The organism is Streptomyces chartreusis, assembly GCF_008704715.1.
GTDB lineage: Bacteria > Actinomycetota > Actinomycetes > Streptomycetales > Streptomycetaceae > Streptomyces > Streptomyces chartreusis.
In genome coordinates, this window is sequence record NZ_CP023689.1 from 1,877,038 (window position 1) to 1,898,030 (window position 20,993).

The following is a 20,993-nucleotide window of genomic DNA, read 5'->3' on the forward strand; positions in this document are numbered from 1 at the left end:
CAGCGCTGCGGCAGGTCAGTTGGGCTGTCCGAGCGGCCGTACGACGAGGGTGTTGACGTCCACTCCGTCGGGCTGCCGGATGGCCCACACCACCGAGTCGGCGATCTGGTCGGCGGTCAGCAGATGCCCCGGCGGCAGGCTGCCGTAGCTGTCCCAGAACGGTGTCTCGACCCGGCCCGGGGCGATGTGGGTGACGCCCACGCCCCAGTCGGTCACCTGTCGCCGGGTGTTCTCGGCGAGCCCGGTCACCGCCCACTTGGTCGCCCCGTAGATGTTGCCCGGCCCCGGCACGAACCCGGCGACGCTGCCGACCAGCACGATCCGGCCGCGGGTCTCCTTGAGGGCGTCGATGGAGGCCCGGATGAGCAGGGCCGGGCCGAGGACGTTGGTCAGGACCATCTCGGTCCAGCCGGCCGGGTCGCCCTCGGCGACGCTGTCGTGGGTGGCGAACCCGGCGTTGGCCACGACCGTGTCCAGCCGCCCGAACGCCTTCAGCGTGGCCTCGACCGCCGCCTGTACGTCCGCGTACTCGGCGGCGTTCCCGACGACCGTCAACAGGCCCTCAGGCTCCCCGAGTTCCTCGGCGAAGGCCCGCAACCGCGCCTCGCCGCGGCCGGTGACGGTGACCCTGTGCCCGGCGTCCAGCAACTGCCGTGCGACGGCGGCGCCGATACCGCTGCCGCCGCCGGTGATGAGCGCGACCGGAGAGTCGTTCATGGTGGTTCCCCCTGTGTCTCGGTTCGGGACGAGGGGGAGTCCATCACTTGGAGAGTTCTCGAAGTCAAGCCCCGCCGCCGGCCGCCGTGCCCGGTGTCACCTGGTCCGCACCGCCGTGTACACCGTCTGGGCCGCCAGCACGAACAGATCGGGGCGGTGGTGCACGCTCGCCTTGTCGTCCGGGTCGAGCAGCCGGTCGAGGGTCGCACGGTCCTCGGCGTCGAGGCGGTCGCCGACACCGTCACGGGTGCGGGTGAGGACGTCGGCGGCGTAGGCGCGGGCGCGGTCCGTGGTCGGGGCGGGGAGGTCGAGGAGGAAGGTGCGGGTGCCGGTGGGCCGCAGACCTGCGGCGGTGATCAGCGCGGGCCAGTCCTCGGTCTCGGCGACGGAGCCGGCGAGGTCGGCCCTCATCCGCGCGAACCACTCCGTCTCCAGCACGTCGAGACGCGCCTGGAGCCCGGGCCGTCCGAAGCCGATGTCCCGGGGCAGGAACCGCGTCGGCAGACCGCCCTCCTGGAGGGCCAGCGTGCCGCCGGCGGCGAGACGGTCACCGAACGCGGCAAGGGCGGCCCGCTGGTCGCCGAGGTGGTGCAGACTGCGGCCGGCCCACAGCAGATCGGCCGGATAGTCCAACTCTCCGAGCACATCGGGGAGTTCACCGGCGAGCGTGCCGAAGCGGTCCGCGACACCGAGCCGCTCCGCGCGTGCCTGCGCCCGCTCCAGAAGCGGTTCGGACCCGTCGACGGCGACGATCCGGGCGCCGGGGAAGGCGTCGGCGAGCAGGCAGGACACGACTCCGGGACCGCTGCCGACGTCCACGATCAGCCCCGGCTCGGTCTGCCGCTTGCCCAGCCAGGCCATGGCGTGCTCGTACAGCGGCAGGAACAGCTCGGCCTGCGTCTCCAGCATCGGACCCATCGCGGCCCAGTCGACATCGGTGTGGTCGTGGTGGTGCCCGTGTCCCGGGTGCTCGTGCCGGTGGTGCGGGTGCTCCTCGTGCGCCATGGTGGTCAGCCTCTCGTCCGGTTGCCGCCAGCCTGCTCCGCCGCACCGCCCCGATGCCACTGTCCTTGCCGTGGCGGCAAAAACGGGGCAAAGAAAATGGGGTGCGAGGACCGGTGCGCCTCGCCCACCATGGCCCGATGGACGACGAGATGGTGGAGCGCTTCCTCGAGGACGGTTTCGTGAGGATCGAGGGCGCCTTTCCGCCACGGGTCGCCGAGCACTGCGCGCGGCTGCTGTGGCGCGAGACGGGGCGCGACCCGGAGGACCCGGGCACCTGGAAGGACCCCGTGCACTGGGTGTACGACATGGCGCAGGGCCCCTTCGCGGCCGCCGTGAACACGCCCGTCCTGCACGAGGCCTTCGATGTGCTGGTGGGCGAGGACCGCTGGCAGTCGCGCTACTCACTGGGCAGCTTCCCGTTGCGGTTTCCGCACGCGGAGGAGCCCGACGACGCGGGCTGGCACATCGAGGGCAGCTATCTGCCCGAAGGCGCGGAGCACGTCCACACGAACGTGCACTCCAAGGGCCGTGCCCTGCTGATGCTGTTCCTGTTCAGCGAGGTCGGCGAGGACGACGCCCCGACCCGCATCCGGGTCGGCTCGCATCTCGACGTACCGGAGGTCCTGGCACCGTACGGCGAGGCCGGCGCGACCTTCCTGGAGCTGGGCCCGAAGGTCGCCGAGGCCTCCGCGCACCGCCCGCTCGCCCACGCCACCGGCCGCCCCGGCGACGTCTACCTCTGCCACCCCTTCCTGGTCCACGCCGCCCAGCCCCACCACGGCACCCGCCCCCGCTTCATGGCCCAGCCACCGCTGCACCCGGCGGAGCCGCTGAACCTGGACCGGACCGACGCCGACTACTCGGCGGTCGAGTTCGCGATCCGCCGGGGCCTGGCCAGAGAGAACTGACCGGACCCCGGCGACCACCGCGCCCCTGAAAGGGGCGCGGGGCTGTATCCAATGTGCGGCTCCGCCGCGCGGGCGCGATCAACCACAGCGCACCCGCAGTCCCGATTCACCGCGTTACGACAACGGCGGGTAGGCGTTCTGCATCAGCTGCTGGAACTGCGCGGAGAACCAGTGCCCCGACAGCGGAGCGTTCGGCAGCGCCCCGGACAGGTTGTTGCCGTTGCGCGGGTTACCCGTGTACGTCGGGTCGCACATCCGGTCGAACCCCTTGCCCTCGTCGTTCGGGATCTCCGAGCTGGCCCCGTCGGACTCACCCGGGGGCTTGATCCAGACGTACGCGTCGATCCCCGCCGCGGGACTGGCCTGCGGACGCTCGCCGAGGCCGGCCCCGGACTGGTTGCACCAGTTGCCGACGTGGATACGGCGGTCGTAGCGGCCGCCGTTGACATAGGTGTCGACGTCGGTCGTGGCACCCGGCCCGGCCGGCCGTGCGCTGCCGCCCCAGCCGTTCCTCGACGTGTCGATCAGCATGCCGATGCCGGAGTTGAAACCGGTCGTGACCAGCTGGTTGCGGAAGCCCTGCGCGAAGGACAGCTCGTCGGTGTAGCGGTTCCAGTCGACCCACTTCGACTCACGGACGGACTTGCCGGCGACGGAGTCGTTGATGGTGAAGTTGTTCTCCTTCAGGGCGCTGTAGTTGGCCGTGTTGGCGATGAAGCCGTGCACGTCGTTGACGGTGGCGCCCTCCGAGGTCGCGGCCTCCTTCATGACGGCGGCGCTGGAAGCGAAGTTGTCGTCCCAGCCGATCCAGCCGTGATGGCCGGCGTCGATGTAGTTGTAGACGTTGGCCGCGTCGCCGAGCTTGTTCAGGGCGTAGCCGACGCCCTTCTGGTAGTTGCCGTTGGCCTTCATCACGTCGCACTGCGGAGTGGCCGTCGGACGGCTGCCGGTGTTGGTGACCAGGTTCGGCAGCGAGTCGATCTCGATCGTGGTGACGATCCGCAGCGCGGCGTACTTCGGGTCGGCGAGGATCGCGGCGATCGGGTCGATGTACTCGGTCTTGTAGCGGCCGAGCTCCGTCGGGCCGAGCTCGCCGTTGGAGGCGAGGGCGGCACAGTCGCGGCCCGGCAGGTTGTAGATGACCAGCTGCACGACCAGCTCGCCGGAACCCTTCTGCGTCAGGGCCGCGTCGAGGTGGTCGCGCAGGCCCATGCCGCCGTTCACGCCGTTGATCGCGGCGATCCGGTCGAGCCAGACACCGGTCGGCTGACCGGCGATCCGGCTGCCGCCCGGCTCGGCGGCGGCCTTCGCGGACCACTCCGGGTTCACGTACACCTTGGCGCCGGAGTAGGGGTTGTCGACCTTGGGACCGGTGGGGCCGGGGTCGGTCGGATCGGTGGGGCCGCCACCGCCGTCGTCGACGTTGCAGGTCACGCCGTCGAGGGTGAAGGTGGCCGGCAGGGCGTTGGTGCCGCTGTAGGAGGCCTGGAAGCCGAAGCTGACCGAACCGCCGGTCCCCAGCGTGCCGTTGTAGGTCTCGTTGGCCGCGGTGACGGCGGCGCCGCTCTGGCTGATCTTCGCGTTCCAGCCGCTCGTGACCTTCTGGTTCCCGGCGTACGACCACTTCACCGACCAGTTGGACTTGGCTGCGCCCTGGTTGGTGACCGTGACGGCGGCGGTGAAGCCGGTGTCCCACTGGTTCTGCACCTTGTAGTCGACGGTGCAGGGCACGGCGGCCAGGCCGATTCCACCCGGGTCCGCGGCGAGCGCGGTTCCCGAGGCCCCGGCGACCAGCGCCGCGGCGGCGAGCATCGCTGTTCTGGTACGACTCATGAGTGCGGGTTCCTTCTCGAGTGAGGGGAGTTGTCAGTCCAGGGCGCGCAGATGGTCGCGCAACCCGATGCCGTACGACGTGGGGGTTCCGTCGTAGCCGGAGATCAGGGCCGGGCCCGAGGAACAGTCCCAGGTGTTCCAGGTCCAGCCGAGGTAGGACAGGTCCCGGTCGTCGAACCACTTCATGACCCGGTCGACGAAGGAGTGCGAGCAGGTGTTCTCCCCGATCTCCCCCGCCACCAGCGGCACCCGGTCCGCGACGGGGGCGAGCGTGGAGTTCCAGCAGCTCTCGTTCGCGCAGGTGTTGAAGTTGTAGACGTGCCAGGCGGCGGCGAGATTGCCCGCCGGGTCGGTGGGCCGGTACGTCAGCCACTGACTCAGGTCGTTCGAGTACGCGAGCCCGCCGAGCAGGATCGGGTTGCCGGCGCCCGTGTCCCGCACGGCGTCGACGAGGTCCTGCATGCCGGCCACCTCGTACCCGATGCCGGGACAGGTGCCGCCGTCCCGCCAGCACTGCCACGCCTGGGTGGTCGTGGACGTCGCGCGGTCCGGGTAGGGCTCGTTGAACAGGTCGAACACGACGGTCGGGTCGTCCTTGAAGGTGCCTGCGACCGACGTCCAGAAGGCGGGCGTGTACTGCATGTTCGGCATCGGCTTCTGGCAGGTGGCGTGCACGTCGGAGCAGCCCGCCGAGTTGCCGGTGTACTGGCCCCAGGACCAGTGCAGTTCGAGCATCGGCGTCATGCCGTGGGCCTTGACCCGCCCCACCAGGTCCTTGACGGCGCTCACGTAGTTCGTGCCGCCGTACTCGGGCTTGATGTTCGACAGGCCCAGCCAGCACTCCTCGTTCAGCGGAATGCGGACCGTGTTGGCGTTCCAGTCGGCGATCGCCCCGATGGCGGCGTCGTCGACCGGACCGTCCCAGATGCCGTAGCCCTGGACGCACATGAACTCGCCGCCGGAGCGATTGACGCCGAGCAGGCGACGGGTGGTGCCGTCGGCGTCCACGAGCTTGTTCCCGGCGACATGCAGGGCCGGCACCGAGCCGTCACCGGGTTCCGGCGGATCGGTCGGGTCGGTCGGGTCCGGTTCGGCGCCGGCATTGCAGGTGGTGCCGTTGAGCTGGAACGCGGTCGGAACGGCGTTGCTCCCCGACCACGAGGCGATGAACCCGGCGCTGACGCTCGCGCCGGTGGCGAGGGAGCCGTTCCAGCTCTCGTTCGTCGCCGTCACCGTCGTACCGGACTGGGACCACTTGGCGTTCCAGCCCTGGGTGACCTTCTGCCCGCCCGCGAAGTCGAAGCCGAGGCTCCAACCGCTCACGGGTGCGGCGTTGTTGGTGACGGTCACGGCCCCCTGGAAGCCGCCGTCCCACTGGCCGGTGACGGAGTACTCCACCGTGCACGCGGGTGTGGCTCCCTGCGCCGTGACCACCGGCACCGTCACGGCCGCGACAAGGGCGACCGCTCCGGTGACGGCTAAAAGTACTGAACGCGGGGGGTGTCGCATGAGCGACTCCTTGCAGATCAGGCGCGCCGTGACGGACGCGTCGACTGATGGAATCGCTCCCACTGGTGCCCATGAAGTTAGCGCCAAGTGACGACGAAGGACAGAGGAGTAACTGACTTTCGCTCAACTGAACTCGTCGAATCTTTTCGACTCTTCAAGCACCTTGACCCCTCGCACCCCCGTCCGCACTATGGGAGCGCTCCCACTGGTTCAAGCCTTGACTTCTCCGAGCCGCAAGGAGGAACCAGCACGTGCATCCCCCACGCAGACGCAGAACCGCAGGACGGTTGTGGACGGCGGTCGTAGCGGCCCTGGCGCTCCCCTTGACGATGCTGAGCACGGGTTCGACACCTGCTCAGGCAGCGGCAGTTCAGTGCAGTGTCGACTACAAGACCAATGACTGGGGCTCCGGCTTCACCGCGGATCTGACGATCACCAACCGGGGTACGGACGTCATCGACGGCTGGACCCTGACGTACGGCTACGCGGGCAACCAGAGGCTCAGCAACGGCTGGAACGGCACCTGGTCCCAGTCCGGCCAGACGGTCACCGTGAAGGACGCCGGCTACAACGGACGGATCCCCGCCGGTGCCGCCGTCACCACGGGCGCGCAGTTCACGTACAGCGGCAGCAATGCCGCGCCCACGAACTTCGCGATCAACGGCACGAGTTGCACCGGCGCCCATCAGCCCCCGATCACCGTGCTGACCAGCCCGGCGGCGGGTGCCGTCTATTCGCAGGGCGACGCCGTCCCGCTCGCGGCCACGGCCGCCGCCGCGGACGGCGCGACGATCGGCAAGGTCGAGTTCTACGACGACACGACCCTGCTGGGCACGGACACGACGGCGCCGTACTCGCTCTCGGTCTCAGGCTTGACCGTGGGCAGTCATTCGCTTCTGGCGAAGGCGTACGACAGCCTGGGCGCGTCCGCGGACTCCACGCCGGTCGGCATCACGGTCGCCTCGGGTCCCGCCGTGGTGGCCGCGCCGACCCAACTCCCGGTCCAGCAGGGCAGAACGGCGACGTACGACGTGAAGCTGTCGACCCAGCCGTCGGCCAATGTCACCGTCACGACCGCCCGCACGAGCGGCAACCCGGCTCTGTCGGTGACCGGCGGTGCCTCGCTCACCTTCACGTCCTCGAACTGGAACACGGCCCAGAAGGTGACCATCACCGCGGCCGCCTCCGGCACGGGCTCGGCGACCTTCGAGTCGACGGCCACCGGGCACGCCAAGGCATCGGTGACGGCGACCCAGATCGCGGCGACGAAGGCGTACGACGCCCGGTTCCTGGAGCTGTACGGCAAGATCACCAACCCGGCGAACGGCTACTTCTCGCCCGAGGGCATCCCGTACCACTCGGTCGAGACGCTGATCGTCGAGGCGCCGGACCACGGTCACGAGACCACGTCGGAGGCCTACAGCTACCTTCTCTGGTTGCAGGCGATGTACGGCAAGGTCACCGGCGACTGGTCCAAGTTCAACGGGGCCTGGGAGATCATGGAGAAGTACATGATCCCGACCCACGCCGACCAGCCGACGAACTCCTTCTACAACGCCTCCAAGCCGGCCACCTACGCGCCCGAGCTGGACACCCCGAACGAGTACCCGGCGAAGCTCGACACCGCCGTCTCGGTCGGTCCTGACCCGATCGCGGCCGAGCTGAAGAGCGCGTACGGCACGGACGACGTCTACGGCATGCACTGGCTCCAGGACGTCGACAACGTCTACGGGTACGGCAACTCGCCGGGCAAGTGCGAGGCTGGGCCCGCGGACACGGGGCCGTCGTACATCAACACCTTCCAGCGCGGTGCGCAGGAGTCGGTGTGGGAGACGGTGCCGCAGCCGACCTGCGACCAGTTCAAGTACGGTGGGAAGAACGGGTACTTGGACCTGTTCACCGGTGATGCCTCCTACGCAAAGCAGTGGAAGTTCACCAACGCCCCGGACGCCGACGCGCGTGCGGTGCAGGCCGCCTACTGGGCCGACAAGTGGGCCGACGCGCAGGGCAAGGGCGGCGACATCTCCGCGACCGTCGCCAAGGCCGCGAAGATGGGCGACTATCTGCGCTACGCCATGTACGACAAGTACTTCAAGAAGGTCGGCAACTGCGTCGGTCCGTCGACCTGCCCGGCCGGCACCGGCAAGGACGCCTCGCACTACCTGCTCTCCTGGTACTACGCCTGGGGCGGCGCCACCGACACCTCGGCGGGCTGGGCCTGGCGCATCGGCTCCAGCCACACCCACGGCGGCTACCAGAACCCGATGGCCGCGTACGCCCTGGCCTCCTACGCCGATCTGAAGCCCAAGTCGGCGACGGGGCAGGCGGACTGGGCCAAGTCGCTTCAGCGGCAGGTCGAGTTCTACCGCTGGCTCCAGTCCAGCGAGGGCGCGATCGCGGGCGGGGCGACGAACAGCTGGGCGGGCCGGTACGCCACACCGCCCACCGGCACGTCGACCTTCTACGGCATGTACTACGACCAGCAGCCCGTCTACCACGACCCGCCGTCCAACCAGTGGTTCGGCTTCCAGGCGTGGTCGATGGAACGGGTCGCCGAGTACTACCAGCAGACGGGGAACGCCTCCGCGAAGGCCGTCCTGGACAAGTGGGTGGACTGGGCGCTGTCCGAGACGACCGTCAACCCGGACGGCACGTACCGGATCCCGTCGACGCTCCAGTGGTCGGGGCAGCCCGACACCTGGAACGCCTCGAGTCCGGGCGCCAACAACGGACTTCATGTCACCGTCGCCGACTACACCGACGACGTCGGCGTGGCGGCCGCGTACGCCAAGACCCTGACGTACTACGCCGACCGCTCCGGTGACACGCAGGCCGCGAGCACCGCCAAGGCGCTCCTCGACGGCATGTGGGACAACCACCAGGACGCCCTGGGCATCGCCGTCGCGGAGAACCGCGCCGACTACAACCGCTTCGACGACGCGATCCACGTCCCGAGCGGCTGGACCGGCACCATGCCGAACGGCGACGCGATCAGCTCGTCGTCGACCTTCGACTCGATCCGTTCGTTCTACGAGGACGACCCGGCCTGGTCGAAGATCGAGGCGTATCTCGCGGGCGGTGCGGTGCCGTCGTTCACGTACCACCGGTTCTGGGCCCAGGCGGACATCGCCCTGGCCATGGGTTCGTACGCGGAGCTTCTCGAATAGTCCCCGCCGGGCGCTCCGCGGGTTGGGCCGTGACTTGTCTGCGGGTCCGTTGTGGCTGGTCGCGCAGTTCCCCGCGCCCCTGAAGGGGCGCCTTCAGGGCACGGCGTTTCCTCGGAACCGCCTGAAAGCTCCTCGTGCGTGGTCCCGTCACCTGACGGTGGGACCGAACCGCCGGGCGGCCCCCTCCCGCACAGGGGTCGCCCGGCAACTCTCGGGCCATGCGGAAAGCGCTTACCCCCCACCCGCTTCTCCCCACTCCCTTTCCGGAAAGGACCCCCCGTGCAAAGAACCCGCATCCTCACGGCGGTGCTCGCGCTGGCGGCCGGGCTGCTCGCGGGCGCTCCGCCCGCGCTCGGTGCCGACGCCGCGAAGAACGTGTCGATCACCGCCGACACCTACACCTGGAAGAACGCCCGCATCGACGGCGGCGGCTTCGTCCCCGGCATCGTCTTCAACCGCAAGGAGAGGAACCTCGCCTACGCCCGCACCGACATCGGCGGCGCCTACCGCTGGCAGCAGTCCTCGAAGACCTGGACGCCGCTGCTGGACTCGGTCGGCTGGGACGACTGGGGGCACACGGGTGTGGTGAGCCTGGCGTCCGACTCGGTCGACCCGGACCGGGTGTACGCGGCGGTCGGGACGTACACCAACAGCTGGGACCCCGGGAACGGCGCCGTGCTGCGCTCCGCCGACCGGGGCGCGAGCTGGCAGAAGGCCGACCTGCCGTTCAAGCTGGGCGGCAACATGCCCGGCCGCGGCATGGGCGAGCGGCTCGCGGTGGACCCGAACCGGAACAGCGTGCTGTACCTGGGGGCGCCCAGCGGCAAGGGGCTGTGGCGCTCGACCGATTCCGGGGCGTCCTGGTCGCAGGTGGCGAACTTCCCCAACGTGGGCAACTACGTGCAGGATCCGAGCGACACGAGCGGGTACGCGAGCGACAACCAGGGCATCGTGTGGGTCACCTTCGACGAGTCCACGGGCACGGCCGGGACCGCGACACGGACGATCTACGTCGGGGTCGCCGACAAGGACAACGCGGTGTACCGGTCGACGGACGCGGGGGCGACCTGGTCGCGGGTCGCCGGGCAGCCCACGGGGTACCTGGCGCACAAGGGCGTCCTGGACGCGGCGAACGGCTATCTCTATCTCGCCTACAGCGACAAGGGCGGCCCGTACGACGGCGGCAAGGGCCGGCTGTGGCGGTACGCGACGGGGACGGGCACCTGGACCGACATCAGCCCGGTCGCGGAGGCCGACACCTACTACGGCTTCAGCGGTCTGACCGTCGACCGGCAGAAGCCGGGCACCGTGATGGCGACGGCGTACAGCTCCTGGTGGCCGGACACGCAGCTCTTCCGCTCGACGGACAGCGGCGGCACCTGGACGAAGGCGTGGGACTACACGTCGTATCCCGACCGCGCGAACCGCTACACCATGGACGTCTCGTCGTCTCCGTGGCTGACCTGGGGCGCGAATCCGTCGCCCCCCGAGCAGACTCCGAAGCTGGGCTGGATGACCGAGGCGCTGGAGATCGACCCGTTCGATTCGAACCGGATGATGTACGGGACGGGTGCGACGATCTACGGCACCGAGGATCTGACGAAGTGGGACGGCGGCGGTCGGTTCACCGTCCGGCCGATGGTGCAGGGGCTGGAGGAGACGGCGGTCAACGACCTCGCCTCTCCCCCGTCGGGCGCCCCGCTGCTGAGCGCTCTCGGTGACGTCGGTGGCTTCCGGCACACGGACCTCGCCAAGGTGCCGTCGATGATGTTCACCCAGCCGAACTTCACCACGACGACCAGCCTGGACTTCGCCGAGACCAGCCCGAACACGTTCGTCCGGGTGGGCGATCTCGACTCGGGTCCGCACATCGCGTTCTCGACGGACAACGGCGCCAACTGGTTCGCGGGCACCGACCCTTCGGGGGTCAGCGGCGGCGGCACCGTCGCGGCGGCGGCGGACGGCGGCCGGTTCGTGTGGAGCCCGGCCGGGGCGAGCGTGCAGTACACGACGGGCTTCGGCACGTCGTGGCAGGCGTCGAGCGGGATCCCGGCCGGGGCGGTCGTGGAGTCGGACCGGATCGACCCGAAGGTCTTCTACGGCTTCAAGTCCGGGAAGTTCTACGTCAGTTCGGACGGCGGCGCGACCTTCACGGCGTCGTCGGCGAGCGGGCTGCCGAGCGGGGACAGCGTCCGCTTCAAGGCGCTGCCCGGGACGAAGGGCGAGATCTGGCTGGCGGGCGGTGCGTCGGACGGCGCGTACGGTCTGTGGCACTCGACCGACGCGGGCGCCACGTTCACCAAGCTGTCCGGTGTCGGGCAGGCCGACACGATCGGCTTCGGCAAGGCGGCGCCGGGAGCGTCGTACCAGACCCTCTACACCAGCGCGAAGATCGGCGGTGTGCGCGGCATCTTCCGTTCCACCGACAAGGGCGCGACCTGGACCCGCATCAACGACGACGCCCATCAGTGGGGTTGGACGGGTGCGGCGATCACGGGTGATCCGCGGGTGTACGGCCGGGTGTACGTGTCCACGAACGGCCGCGGGGTCGTCTACGGCGACACCTCGGACGCGGGCGGCGGGACCGACCCCACTCCTGCGCCGACCGGCGCCTGCACCGTGACGTACCGGATCACCAACCAGTGGTCGGGCGGTTTCCAGGCGGAGGTGCAGCTGTCCAACACCGGGTCGTCGGCCTGGGACGGCTGGTCGCTCGGGTGGTCCTTCGCGGACGGTCAGCGCATCACGCAGCTGTGGAACGCCGAGTACACGCAGTCGGGTTCGGCGGTGACCGCGCGGAACGTGAGCTGGAACGGGGGCGTCGCGGCCGGGTCGTCCGTGAGCTTCGGGTTCACGGGGAGCTGGTCGGGGACGAACGCGAGACCGGCGTCGTTCAGGCTGGGTGAACAGAGCTGCACGGTGGTGTGACGACCGGCGGCGTTTTCACGGTCGTTCCGCCGGTGCGGGCGTGGCCGTGCGCCTGCGGCGCCGGATCAGGGAGGCGGCCGTGGCGGCCAGGGACATCGCGATGGCGAGGGAGAAGACCACGACCAGGCCGTCGTGGAAGGGCTGGGAGATCAGGTGCGGGAAGAACTCCCGGCCGGTGAGGTGCGCGGCGTTCTCCGGCGGGAGCCCGCCGAGGATGCTGCCGCCGAGCAGGTGCTGGATGGGGTTGTAGCCGAGGAACGCGGCGAACAGCACGCCGACGGGCGGGAGTCCGGCCACCGTGTGCGCGGCGCCGGCCGGGACGCCCTGCGCGGTCAGTCCGGAGGTCAGGGTTCCCGGCAGTGAGCCGGAGAGTCCGGCGACCATGAGCGAGAAGAAGACGCCCATCGACAGGACCATGCCCGCGTTCTGGAAGGTGGCGCGCATCCCGGAGGCGGCGCCGCGGGCCTCGGCCGGCACGCTGGACATGATGATCGAGGTGTTGGGGGCGGCGAACAGCCCGCCGCCGAGGCCGTTGAGGAAGACCAGCAGCGCGAAGAGCCCGTAGCCGAAGTCGGTGGGCAGGGCGAGCAGTCCGGCGAAGGACGCGGCCATCACCACGAACCCTGCGGCGGCGAACAGCCTCGCCCCGTACTTGTCCGAGAGGTATCCCGAGACGGGCCCGGCGACCAGGAACCCGACGGTCAGCGGCAGCATGTAGATGCCGGCCCACAGCGGGGTGTCGGCGTAGTCGTAGCCGTGCAGCGGCAGCCAGATGCCCTGGAGCCAGATGATCAGCATGAACTGGAGCCCGCCGCGCGCGATGGAACCGAGCAGCGCGGCGAGGTTGCCGCCCGCGAAGGCCGCGTCGCGGAAGAGCCGCAGCGGGAACATCGGTTCGGCGACCTTGGTCTCGATCACGCAGAAGAGCGCGAGGACGGCGGCGCCGCCGATCAGCCCGGCCAGCACCCAGGGGTTGGTCCAGCCCATGGTGCGGCCGCCGTAGGGCTGGATGCCGTAGGTGATGCCGGCCAGCAGCGCGGTCAGCCCGACGGCGAAGGTGAGGTTGCCCCACCAGTCCATCCGGCCGGGGGTGCGTACGCCGGTCTCGTGCAGCGACTTGTACGCCCACACCGTCCCGATGATGCCGATCGGCACGTTGACCCAGAAGACCGAGCGCCAGTTCCAGGTCACCAGGGCCCCGCCGAGCACCAGGCCGACGAACGACCCGGCGATGCCCGCGACCATGTTGACGCCGAGGGCCATGCCGCGCTGCCGGGCGGGGAATGCGTCGGTGAGGATGGCCGCGGAGTTGGCCATGAGCATGGCGCCGCCGACGGCCTGCGCTATGCGCCAGCCGATCAGCCACAGCGCCCCGCCCGCGCCCTGGAACGGGTCGAGGGAGAGGATCACCGAGGTCAGGGTGAAGATCAGGAACCCGGCGTTGTAGATGCGGACCCGGCCCCACATGTCGCCGAGCCTGCCGAGGGCGACCACCAGCACCGCGGTGACGAGCATGTAGCCCATCAGCATCCACAGCAGATAGCTGACGTTGGCGGGCTGGAGCGGGTCGAGCCGGATGCCGGTGAAGATGCCCGGCAGCGAGATCAGCACGATCGAGCTGTTGATGGTGGCGAGCAGGATGCCGAGGGTGGTGTTGGTCAGCGCCACCCACTTGTAGCGGGGGTGGTCGGCGCCGATCCAGGCGCTGCGTCCGCGCTGCCGGGCGGCGGGTGCGCCGGCCCTGCGGTCGGTCGTCTCCTCGGTGGCCATGGCCTGCTCTCTCTGCGTTCCGGGACCGGCCGTCCTCCTCGGTCGGGCCGGTCAGCGCTGGACGTCGCCGGGGCGGTCCGGCTCGTGCACCATCCGCCGGACGAGCGGTACGGCCGTCTCCATGGCCGCGCCCAGCGCTTCCCGCTCGTCCTCGGTCAGGGCGGCCAGCAGGTTCACCAGCCGCGCCTCCCGTTCCCGTCTGCGCTCGGCCAGCACCTCGCGCCCGGCGTCCGTGACGGCGACGAGGCTCACCCGTCCGTCGTCGGGGTCGCCGACCCGCCTCGCCAGCCCCTGGCTCTCCAGCCGCTGCACGAGCTGGGTCATCGACGGCTGCGCGACGCCTTCCGCCGCCGCGAGCGCGGTCAGCCGGACGGGGCCCTCCCGCTCCAGCCGGCCCAGCGTGGAGGCGGTCGTGAAGCTCATGCCCCGGCGGTCCGTCAGGCTGCGGATCACGGTTCCCGCGACTTCGGCGAGCGCCCGGGCGATCTCTTCCGACTCCATCCGCTCCACACCTTCATTCGTATCACGTGCCTATATAGGTTCCCTATTAAAAATAGGGTAAGAGAGGCGGCCACCCGGCGCACCGCGGTGACCGCCTCTCCCTACCGGGTCACGGTGTGTACACCGCGGGCCTCGGTGCCGTCCCCATCCCGTTTCCGAGGAAGAAGCTCGGGTGCGGAGGCTGGTTGTATGCCGTGTTCTGCCAGGCCAGACCCGTGCGGTACATGGTGTCGTGGAGCAGGGTCGTGATCCTCGTGCTCGTCTCGTACGGCGTGGAGTAGATGCGCAGGGCCGTGTTGCCGCTGGTGCGCCAGACGACCTCCTCGCGCCAGTCGCCGAGGATGTCGCCGGAGAGCACGGGTGTGGCCTTGGTGCCGTTGTTCGAGGAGACACCGGAGCCGGTCAGCAGGCGGGTGTCGGACGAGGTGCCGTACTTGTCGATGTGGGTGCCGTCGAGGAGTTCGCGGACGGTGTCGCCGTCCCACCAGGACAGGAAGTTCACGGACGACGGCTCGCGGCCCTTGGTGGCGCCGGCCTCGTCGCGGACGGAGGTGTCGGAGGCGGACCAGACCTCGGCGCCGTCGTTGCCCGCGTAGATGTCCCCGGCCACGCCCCGGCCGTTGTCGCAGCAGGCGGCGAGCTTCCAGTTCACGGCGCCGTTCGCCGGGTTGATGTACAGCTCGGCGGGCTGGCTCGTGGACTCGGAGACCTTGAAGTACTCGAGTCCCGCGTGCGAGGGGTCGAGGTCACCGAGGTGCTGGGCGTCGCCGTGGCCGGTCTTCGTGGTCCACAGGCCGCTGCCGTTGTCGTCGACGGCCATCGCGCCGTACACGATCTCGTCCCTGCCGTCGCCGTCGACGTCCCCGACGGACAGGCTGTGCGAGCCCTGGCCGTCGAAGCCCTTGCCGCTGTTGGTGGAGGAGTTGGTGTCGAAGGTCCAGCGCCGCGTGAAGGCACCGTTCCGCCAGTCCCAGGCCGCGATGACCGTACGGGTGTAGTAGCCGCGGGCCATGATCAGCGAGGGGCGGGAGCCGTCCAGGTAGGCGGTGCCGGCGAGGAACCGGTCGACGCGGTTGCCGTAGGAGTCGCCCCACGAGGAGACCGTCCCCCGGGCCGGGACGTAGTCCACCGTCCCCATCGCCCTGCCGGTCTGCCCGTTGAACATGGTCAGGTACTCGGGCCCGGCGAGGACGTAGCCGGAGGAATTGCGGTGGTCGGCCGACGCACTGCCGATCACCGCGCCCGTCCCGTCGACCGTGGCGTCGGCGGTCTTCATGGCGACCTCGGCCTTGCCGTCGCCGTCGTAGTCGTAGACCTGGAACTGCGTGTAGTGCGCGCCGGAGCGGATGTTGCGGCCCAGGTCGATGCGCCACAGCCGGGTGCCGTCGAGTTTGATGCCGTCGACGATCGTGTTGCCGGTGTAGCCGGACTGGGAGTTGTCCTTGGCGTTGGTGGGCTGCCACTTCAGGACGAAGTCGAGGGCGCCGTCGCCGTCGAGGTCGCCGACGGAGGCGTCGTTGGCCTCGTAGGTGTACGCGACCCCGTCGGGGGTGGTGCCGCCGGCCGGCGGGCTGATGGGGACGTCCTTGTAGCCCGGGCGGAACTGCACGGCGTGCACGGAGTCGGCCTGCTCGACGCCGCCCACGACGGCCCGGACGGTGTAGTCGGCCTGTTCGGGGGCGCCGGAGTGGAAGTAGTTCGTGGAGCCGGTGATCGGGGCGGAGTTGACCTTGGTGCCGGCCCGGTAGACGTTGAAGGAGACGTCGTTCGGGTCGGTGCCGAGCCAGCGCCAGCCGACCAGGTTGCCGGCGGCTGTGTGGACGCTGACGACGCCCCGGTCGAGGGCCTCGACCTGGCGGGCGGTGGCGGCCTGCGCCGTGCCGGCGCCGCCGAGCGTGGTGAGTCCGGCGGCGATCAGACCGGCGGCGGCGATGGCCGCGGACAGTGCGGCCCGGCGTCTGCGGTGCCTGCGCGGGTGCTGCACGGGACGTACCTCCTCGGGAGGACGGACGGGTTCCGTTCCCTCAGTCGCCGCCGTGCGTACGGGAGTTGCCGCGTTTCCCGGCCGGTTCCGCGGAATGTCACCCGGGCTTGCGGAACGCCCGCACGGTGAACACCGGATCGGGTCTGGGGCGGTCCTGGTCCGGGAGTTCCGCCAGCCGGGCGGCGAACCCGGCCGCCAGATCGCCGCCGGGCGGAACCGTGACGAACCAGCCCCGGCGCAGGTCGGCCACCGTGCGGCGGGGGCTGCGGCCCTGGCCGTGCCCGGTGAAGCGGGCCTCGCCCGCCGGGAGCAGGGCGTGGTCGAGGGCGTACGACTCGACGAGCGCCGCCGCGTCCCGGGCCGCGCGGCACGGGCGGGAGGCCATGACGGCGTCGATGTCGCTGCCCACGTTGTGCGCGGCGGCCTTGTCCACGGTGGTGACGTAGACGCCGCCGGGCCGCAGCATCCGGGCGCACTCGCCGACGATGGCCCGCACGTCCTCGGCGGTCGGTGCGAGGTGCAGCAGCCACACACTGCTGACGGCGTCGAAGCGGCCCTCGCGGAACGGCAGCCGGCGGCTGTCGGCGAGCACCACGGTGCCGGGCAGCCGGGCGGCGGCCTGCCGGGCCATGGCGGGCGCGAGATCGACGCCGGTCACGCACAGGCCGTCCCGCCCGGTGGCCAGCCGCCGCGTCACGATGCCGGTGCCGCAGGCCACGTCGAGCAGGCGCCGGGTGCCGTCCGGCACAAGGCCCAGCACGGCCCGCGCGGCGGCCGCCGCTCTGGGCTCGCCGCCGCGCGAGGCGTCGTACCGCTCCGCTTCCTTGTCGTAGTCGAGCACGCCTCACTGCGCTCCGTGACCGGAGGCGAGGTCCTCGATCCTGCGGGCCAGGGCGAAGTCCCGCTTGGTGACGGCACCCACGGTGTGGGTGTTCACGGTGAGTGACACCGTGTTGTAGCCCAGGGTGAGATCGGAGTGGTGGTCGAGCTCCTCCTGGACCTGGGCGATGTGCACGACCATCGCCGTGGCCGCGAAGTGCGAGGGGAGCCGGTAGGAGCGGGCGATCCGGTCGCCCTCCAGCGACCAGCCCGGCAGCTCCGCGAGCCGGTCCTCGATCTCCTTCTGCGACAGCGGTTCGAGGGGCATGGCCTCGCTCCTTCCTGCACGGGAGGGTTCGTCTTCAGCCTGCCACAGCATGGGTGCGGCGGTCCTGGTCAGAGGGGTTCCCGCTGGGCCGGTGCCGCACGCCCCGAGCCGTCGACGATCACCGCCGCGCCCGCCCCGGCCGTTCTCCGCGCTCCTCGGCTACCGTCGTACCCATGACCTCCGTCCCGTCCGGCAACGCCGCCCGCGTCACCGCCCCCACCGGCCAGGGCGTGGGCCCCCTGCTGCGGGCCTGGCGGGAGCAACGCCGGGTCAGCCAGCTGGAGTTGGCGCTGCGGGCGGACTCCTCGGCACGGCACATCAGCTTCATCGAGACCGGCCGCTCCCGGCCCAGCGAGGAGATGGTGCTGCGGCTCGCCGAGCACCTGGAGGTGCCGGTGCGCGAGCGCAACGCGCTGCTGCTGGCCGCCGGCTACGCCCCGCGCTACCCGGAGACCCCGCTGGACGACCCGGCGCTGGACGCGCTGCGGGCCGGCATGGAGCAGCTGATCCAGGGCTACGAGCCCTACCCGGCACTCGTGGTCGACGCGATGTACAACGTGCACGCCGCCAACCGGGGCATCCTGATGCTCCTCGACGACATCCCCGAGCACCTCCTCCAGCCCCCGCTCAACGCGATGCGGCTGACCCTGCACCCCGACGGTCTCGCGCCACGCATCCGCAATCTGCGCGAGTGGCGCGGCCATCTCCTGGCCCAGATGCAGCGGCAGATCGCCCTGCACCGCTCCGAGCCGCTGCGGGAGTTGTACGAGGAGGTCGCGGCCTACCCGGTGCCGGAGGACGTGCCCGGCGCTGAACCGGAGGAGCCCGTCCCGTACTTCGCGCTGCCGATGCAGATCGAGCACGAGGGGCGCGTCCTGTCGTTCATCTCGTCCATCTCCACGTTCAACACGCCCATGGACGTGACCGTCGCCGAGCTGGCCATCGAGACGCTGCTCCCGGCCGACCCGGCGACGGTCAAGTACCTTCAGTCGCTGCTGCCCTGACGGATCCTCAGGGCCGCGTACTGCAACCCGGCGAACCCGGCGACGGTGAGCGCCTGCAGCACGGTCCACACCGCGCCCGCCGTGGTCGGCGACAGCCACAGCGCGAGCGCGACGAGGCTCAGTACCGTCCAGGCGAGGTTGGCCTCGATCACGGCACGCACCGGGAGGTCCGCGGGCCGGGCCCGCGAGGCGAGCAGCGCGACGGCACCGGCGTAGACCGCGAGGAAGGCGCCCAGGGCGAGCAGCAGTGACGACTCGACGCCCAGCAGCCGCCCGAGCGGACCGGACACGGCGAGGTAGGCGAGCCCGTTCGCCCCGGTCACCACCGCGTCCAGGGCCAGGAAGCGGCGCAGCACGGTCTGCGGGTCGGAGGTCCGGGCGAGAGCGGTGAGCGAGGTGGCGGACATGACGAATCACCCTCCGTCGAGGTCGAGTGGCGTGCGGCAGGACCCGGATCCCGGACCGGAGTGCGCCGGCCCGGAATCCGGTGGGTCAAAGGTCTCGCGGAGAAGCGGACGGGTCGATTACCTGCCGGGTAATGACAACGCCCCTCAGGGGCGCGGGGAACTGCGGGCAACCACGACGGACCGGCAGCCCGCACACCACACACCGACCACCCCACGGCTAACCGGAACGTGGCACACTGCACCCCGTACTTCGGCGCGTAGGGGAGGCGTGGCGTGAGTGAGCGGCGGCCCGCACCCACCGTGGGCCAGGTGGTGCTCGGCAAACGCTTGCAGGAACTGCGCGAGGCGTCCGGACTGGGACGCGAGGAGGCCGCGCGGGCCCTGCGGGTCACCGCGGCGACCGTACGCCGCATGGAGACCGCCGAGGTCGCGCTGAAGATCCCGTACGTGCAGGTGCTCCTGGAGACGTACGGCGTCCCGGAGGACGAGGCGGAGGCGTTCGTCTCGCTGGCCGAGGAGGCCAATCAGCCGGGCTGGTGGCAGCGGTACCACGACGTGCTGCCGGACTGGTTCAGCCTGTACGTGAGCCTGGAGGGCGCCGCCCGGATCGTCCGGTCCTACGAGCCGCACTTCGTGCCCGGTCTGCTCCAGACCGAGGAGTACGCCCGCGCCGTACTGCAGGCGGGGACGATAGGGCAGACGGGGCCGGAGACGATAGAGCGGCATGTGTCGCTGCGCATGGAGCGCCAGCGTCTGCTGGAGCGCCAGGACCCGCCCCATCTGTGGGTGATCATGGACGAGACGGTGCTGCTGCGTCCGGTGAGCGGCGGCGAGGTGATGCGCGAACAGCTGGACAAGCTGCTGGAGTTCGCCGAGCGCGACCGGGTCACGCTCCAGATCGCCGAGTTCGCCTCCGGCCCGCACCCCGGCACGTACGCGCCGTTCACCCTGTTCCGGTTCGCCGAGCCGGAGCTGCCCGACATGGTCTACACCGAGTATCTGAGCGGCGCGCTGTATCTGGACTCCCGCAAGGAGGTCGCGGCGCATCTGGAGGTGCTGGACCACATGTCGACGGCCGCCGCGTCCGCCGAGCGCACCAAGAAGATCCTGCGGGAGCGCCGCGAGGACTGCTGAGACAGGGGACCGTCCGGGCAGCGGACCGTCCAGGCAATCGACTCCGAGGAGAAGACCGCGCATGTCCGGATCCGAGTCCGTGCCCGCCCGCGTCGACACCAGCCGGCCGCATCCGGCCCGTGTCTACGACTGGTGGCTGGGCGGCAAGGACAACTACCCGGTGGACGAGGAGCTGGCCCGGAAGATCCTCGCCGTGGACGGCACGGTCCTGCGCGGCGCCCGCGCCAACCGCCGGTTCATGCACCGGGCCGTGCGCACGGCCGCCGAGGCCGGGACACGCCAGTTCCTGGACATCGGCACGGGCATCCCGACCGAGCCCAATCTGCACCAGGTGGCGCAGGGCGTGGCCCCGGAGTCCCGGGTGGTGTACGCCGACAACGACCCGATCGTGCTGCGGCACGCGGAGGCGCTGCTGCACGGGTCGGCGCAGGGCAGCACCGAGTACGTGCACGCCGACGTCCGGGACGCCGACGCGCTGCTGGCCCGGGCCCGCGAGTCCCTGGACTTCGACCGGCCGATCGCGCTGTCGCTGGTGGCGCTGACCCACTACCTGAGCGACGACCCCGACGGCGACGACGTGTACGGCCTGCTGGAGAAGTACGTCGCCGCGCTCGCCCCCGGCAGCCACCTGATCCTGTCGCAGGTGACGCCGGACCTCAGCCCGCAGGCCATCGAGCACGCGGCGAACCACTTCCGGCGCAGCGGCACCCCGTTCTTCCCCCGCTCGCTCGCCGAGTTCTCCCGCTTCTTCGACGGTCTGGAGCTGCTCGGCCCGGGCGTCATCCCCGTATACGGCTGGCGCCCCGAGCCGGCGGACGTGGCGGCCCAGGCGGAGGGCATCGTGCCCGTCTACGCGGGGGTCGCCCGCAAGCCCTGACCCGTACGGGTGCCGTGAACGGGTGCGCTCCCGCGCCCCGCCCTAGGTTCGGGACTAGGGCCTGTCTGACAATTCCCGTCGTCCGCCCGGAGGGCGGGGCAG

At 70.7% G+C, this 20,993-nt stretch carries 16 protein-coding genes; 6 read left to right on the forward strand and 10 right to left on the reverse strand.

The features are described from left to right. Positions 1 to 15 precede the first annotated feature (15 nt). Together CP983_RS07795 and CP983_RS07800 are read right to left on the reverse strand one after the other, a co-directional pair. Positions 16 to 717 (reverse strand): SDR family oxidoreductase, encoded by a 702-nt coding sequence (locus tag CP983_RS07795; RefSeq protein ID WP_150499068.1) that lies wholly within the window; start codon positions 715 to 717, stop codon positions 16 to 18. 96 nt (positions 718 to 813) lie between these two features. Further along, the gene (locus CP983_RS07800; RefSeq protein WP_150499069.1) at positions 814 to 1,722 is read right to left on the reverse strand and encodes a class I SAM-dependent methyltransferase; all 909 of its coding nucleotides are present in this window, start codon (positions 1,720 to 1,722) and stop codon (positions 814 to 816) included. Between the two features lie 137 nt (positions 1,723 to 1,859). Here CP983_RS07800 and CP983_RS07805 point away from each other — a divergent pair, with 137 nt between their 5' ends. Beyond that, entirely contained in the window at positions 1,860 to 2,630 is a 771-nt protein-coding gene (locus CP983_RS07805; protein WP_150499070.1) for a phytanoyl-CoA dioxygenase family protein, read from the forward strand. 114 nt (positions 2,631 to 2,744) lie between these two features. Here the strand turns inward: CP983_RS07805 and CP983_RS07810 are convergent, their stop codons facing one another. Together CP983_RS07810 and CP983_RS07815 are read right to left on the reverse strand one after the other, a co-directional pair. After that, positions 2,745 to 4,463: a glycoside hydrolase family 6 protein gene (locus CP983_RS07810; RefSeq protein WP_150499071.1), complete on the reverse strand. Its 1,719-nt coding sequence runs from the start codon at positions 4,461 to 4,463 to the stop codon at positions 2,745 to 2,747. A 33-nt stretch (positions 4,464 to 4,496) separates the two neighbouring features. Then, positions 4,497 to 5,972 (reverse strand): cellulose binding domain-containing protein, encoded by a 1,476-nt coding sequence (locus tag CP983_RS07815; protein WP_189748494.1) that lies wholly within the window; start codon positions 5,970 to 5,972, stop codon positions 4,497 to 4,499. Between the two features lie 251 nt (positions 5,973 to 6,223). Here CP983_RS07815 and CP983_RS07820 point away from each other — a divergent pair, with 251 nt between their 5' ends. Next, entirely contained in the window at positions 6,224 to 9,139 is a 2,916-nt protein-coding gene (locus CP983_RS07820; protein ID WP_150499073.1) for a glycoside hydrolase family 48 protein, read from the forward strand. A gap of 279 nt (positions 9,140 to 9,418) precedes the next feature. Beyond that, the gene (locus CP983_RS07825) at positions 9,419 to 12,067 is read left to right on the forward strand and encodes a cellulose binding domain-containing protein (RefSeq protein ID WP_150499074.1); all 2,649 of its coding nucleotides are present in this window, start codon (positions 9,419 to 9,421) and stop codon (positions 12,065 to 12,067) included. A 15-nt stretch (positions 12,068 to 12,082) separates the two neighbouring features. On the opposite strand, the gene CP983_RS07830 is transcribed toward CP983_RS07825, so the two are convergent. From CP983_RS07830 to CP983_RS07850, 5 genes are all read right to left on the reverse strand, one after another. Continuing rightward, complete coding sequence (locus tag CP983_RS07830; protein ID WP_229914660.1) at positions 12,083 to 13,837, reverse strand: MFS transporter; 1,755 nt, start codon at positions 13,835 to 13,837, stop codon at positions 12,083 to 12,085. A 51-nt stretch (positions 13,838 to 13,888) separates the two neighbouring features. After that, the gene (locus CP983_RS07835) at positions 13,889 to 14,338 is read right to left on the reverse strand and encodes a MarR family winged helix-turn-helix transcriptional regulator (protein WP_125526338.1); all 450 of its coding nucleotides are present in this window, start codon (positions 14,336 to 14,338) and stop codon (positions 13,889 to 13,891) included. Positions 14,339 to 14,447: 109 nt separating this feature from the next. Next, a complete protein-coding gene (locus CP983_RS07840; protein ID WP_150499075.1) occupies positions 14,448 to 16,322 on the reverse strand; it encodes a rhamnogalacturonan lyase in 1,875 nt (624 codons plus the stop codon). A 97-nt stretch (positions 16,323 to 16,419) separates the two neighbouring features. After that, entirely contained in the window at positions 16,420 to 17,163 is a 744-nt protein-coding gene (locus tag CP983_RS07845; RefSeq protein WP_150499076.1) for a class I SAM-dependent methyltransferase, read from the reverse strand. Positions 17,164 to 17,166: 3 nt separating this feature from the next. Further along, on the reverse strand, positions 17,167 to 17,469 hold the full coding sequence (locus CP983_RS07850; protein ID WP_150499077.1) for a 4a-hydroxytetrahydrobiopterin dehydratase: 303 nt from the start codon (positions 17,467 to 17,469) through the stop codon (positions 17,167 to 17,169). A gap of 173 nt (positions 17,470 to 17,642) precedes the next feature. Here CP983_RS07850 and CP983_RS07855 point away from each other — a divergent pair, with 173 nt between their 5' ends. Further along, entirely contained in the window at positions 17,643 to 18,473 is an 831-nt protein-coding gene (locus CP983_RS07855; RefSeq protein WP_150499078.1) for a helix-turn-helix domain-containing protein, read from the forward strand. On the opposite strand, the gene CP983_RS07860 is transcribed toward CP983_RS07855, so the two are convergent. After that, positions 18,455 to 18,880 (reverse strand): hypothetical protein, encoded by a 426-nt coding sequence (locus CP983_RS07860; RefSeq protein ID WP_150499079.1) that lies wholly within the window; start codon positions 18,878 to 18,880, stop codon positions 18,455 to 18,457. The genes CP983_RS07855 and CP983_RS07860 overlap by 19 nt on opposite strands. A gap of 273 nt (positions 18,881 to 19,153) precedes the next feature. Between CP983_RS07860 and CP983_RS07865 the strand changes: the two genes are divergently transcribed. After that, positions 19,154 to 20,014 carry a helix-turn-helix domain-containing protein gene (locus tag CP983_RS07865; RefSeq protein ID WP_176574787.1) on the forward strand — a complete coding sequence of 287 codons (861 nt, stop codon included), beginning with the start codon at positions 19,154 to 19,156 and terminating at the stop codon, positions 20,012 to 20,014. A 61-nt stretch (positions 20,015 to 20,075) separates the two neighbouring features. Next, on the forward strand, positions 20,076 to 20,891 hold the full coding sequence (locus CP983_RS07870; RefSeq protein WP_125526343.1) for an SAM-dependent methyltransferase: 816 nt from the start codon (positions 20,076 to 20,078) through the stop codon (positions 20,889 to 20,891). The last annotated feature ends 102 nt before the right edge of the window (positions 20,892 to 20,993 follow it).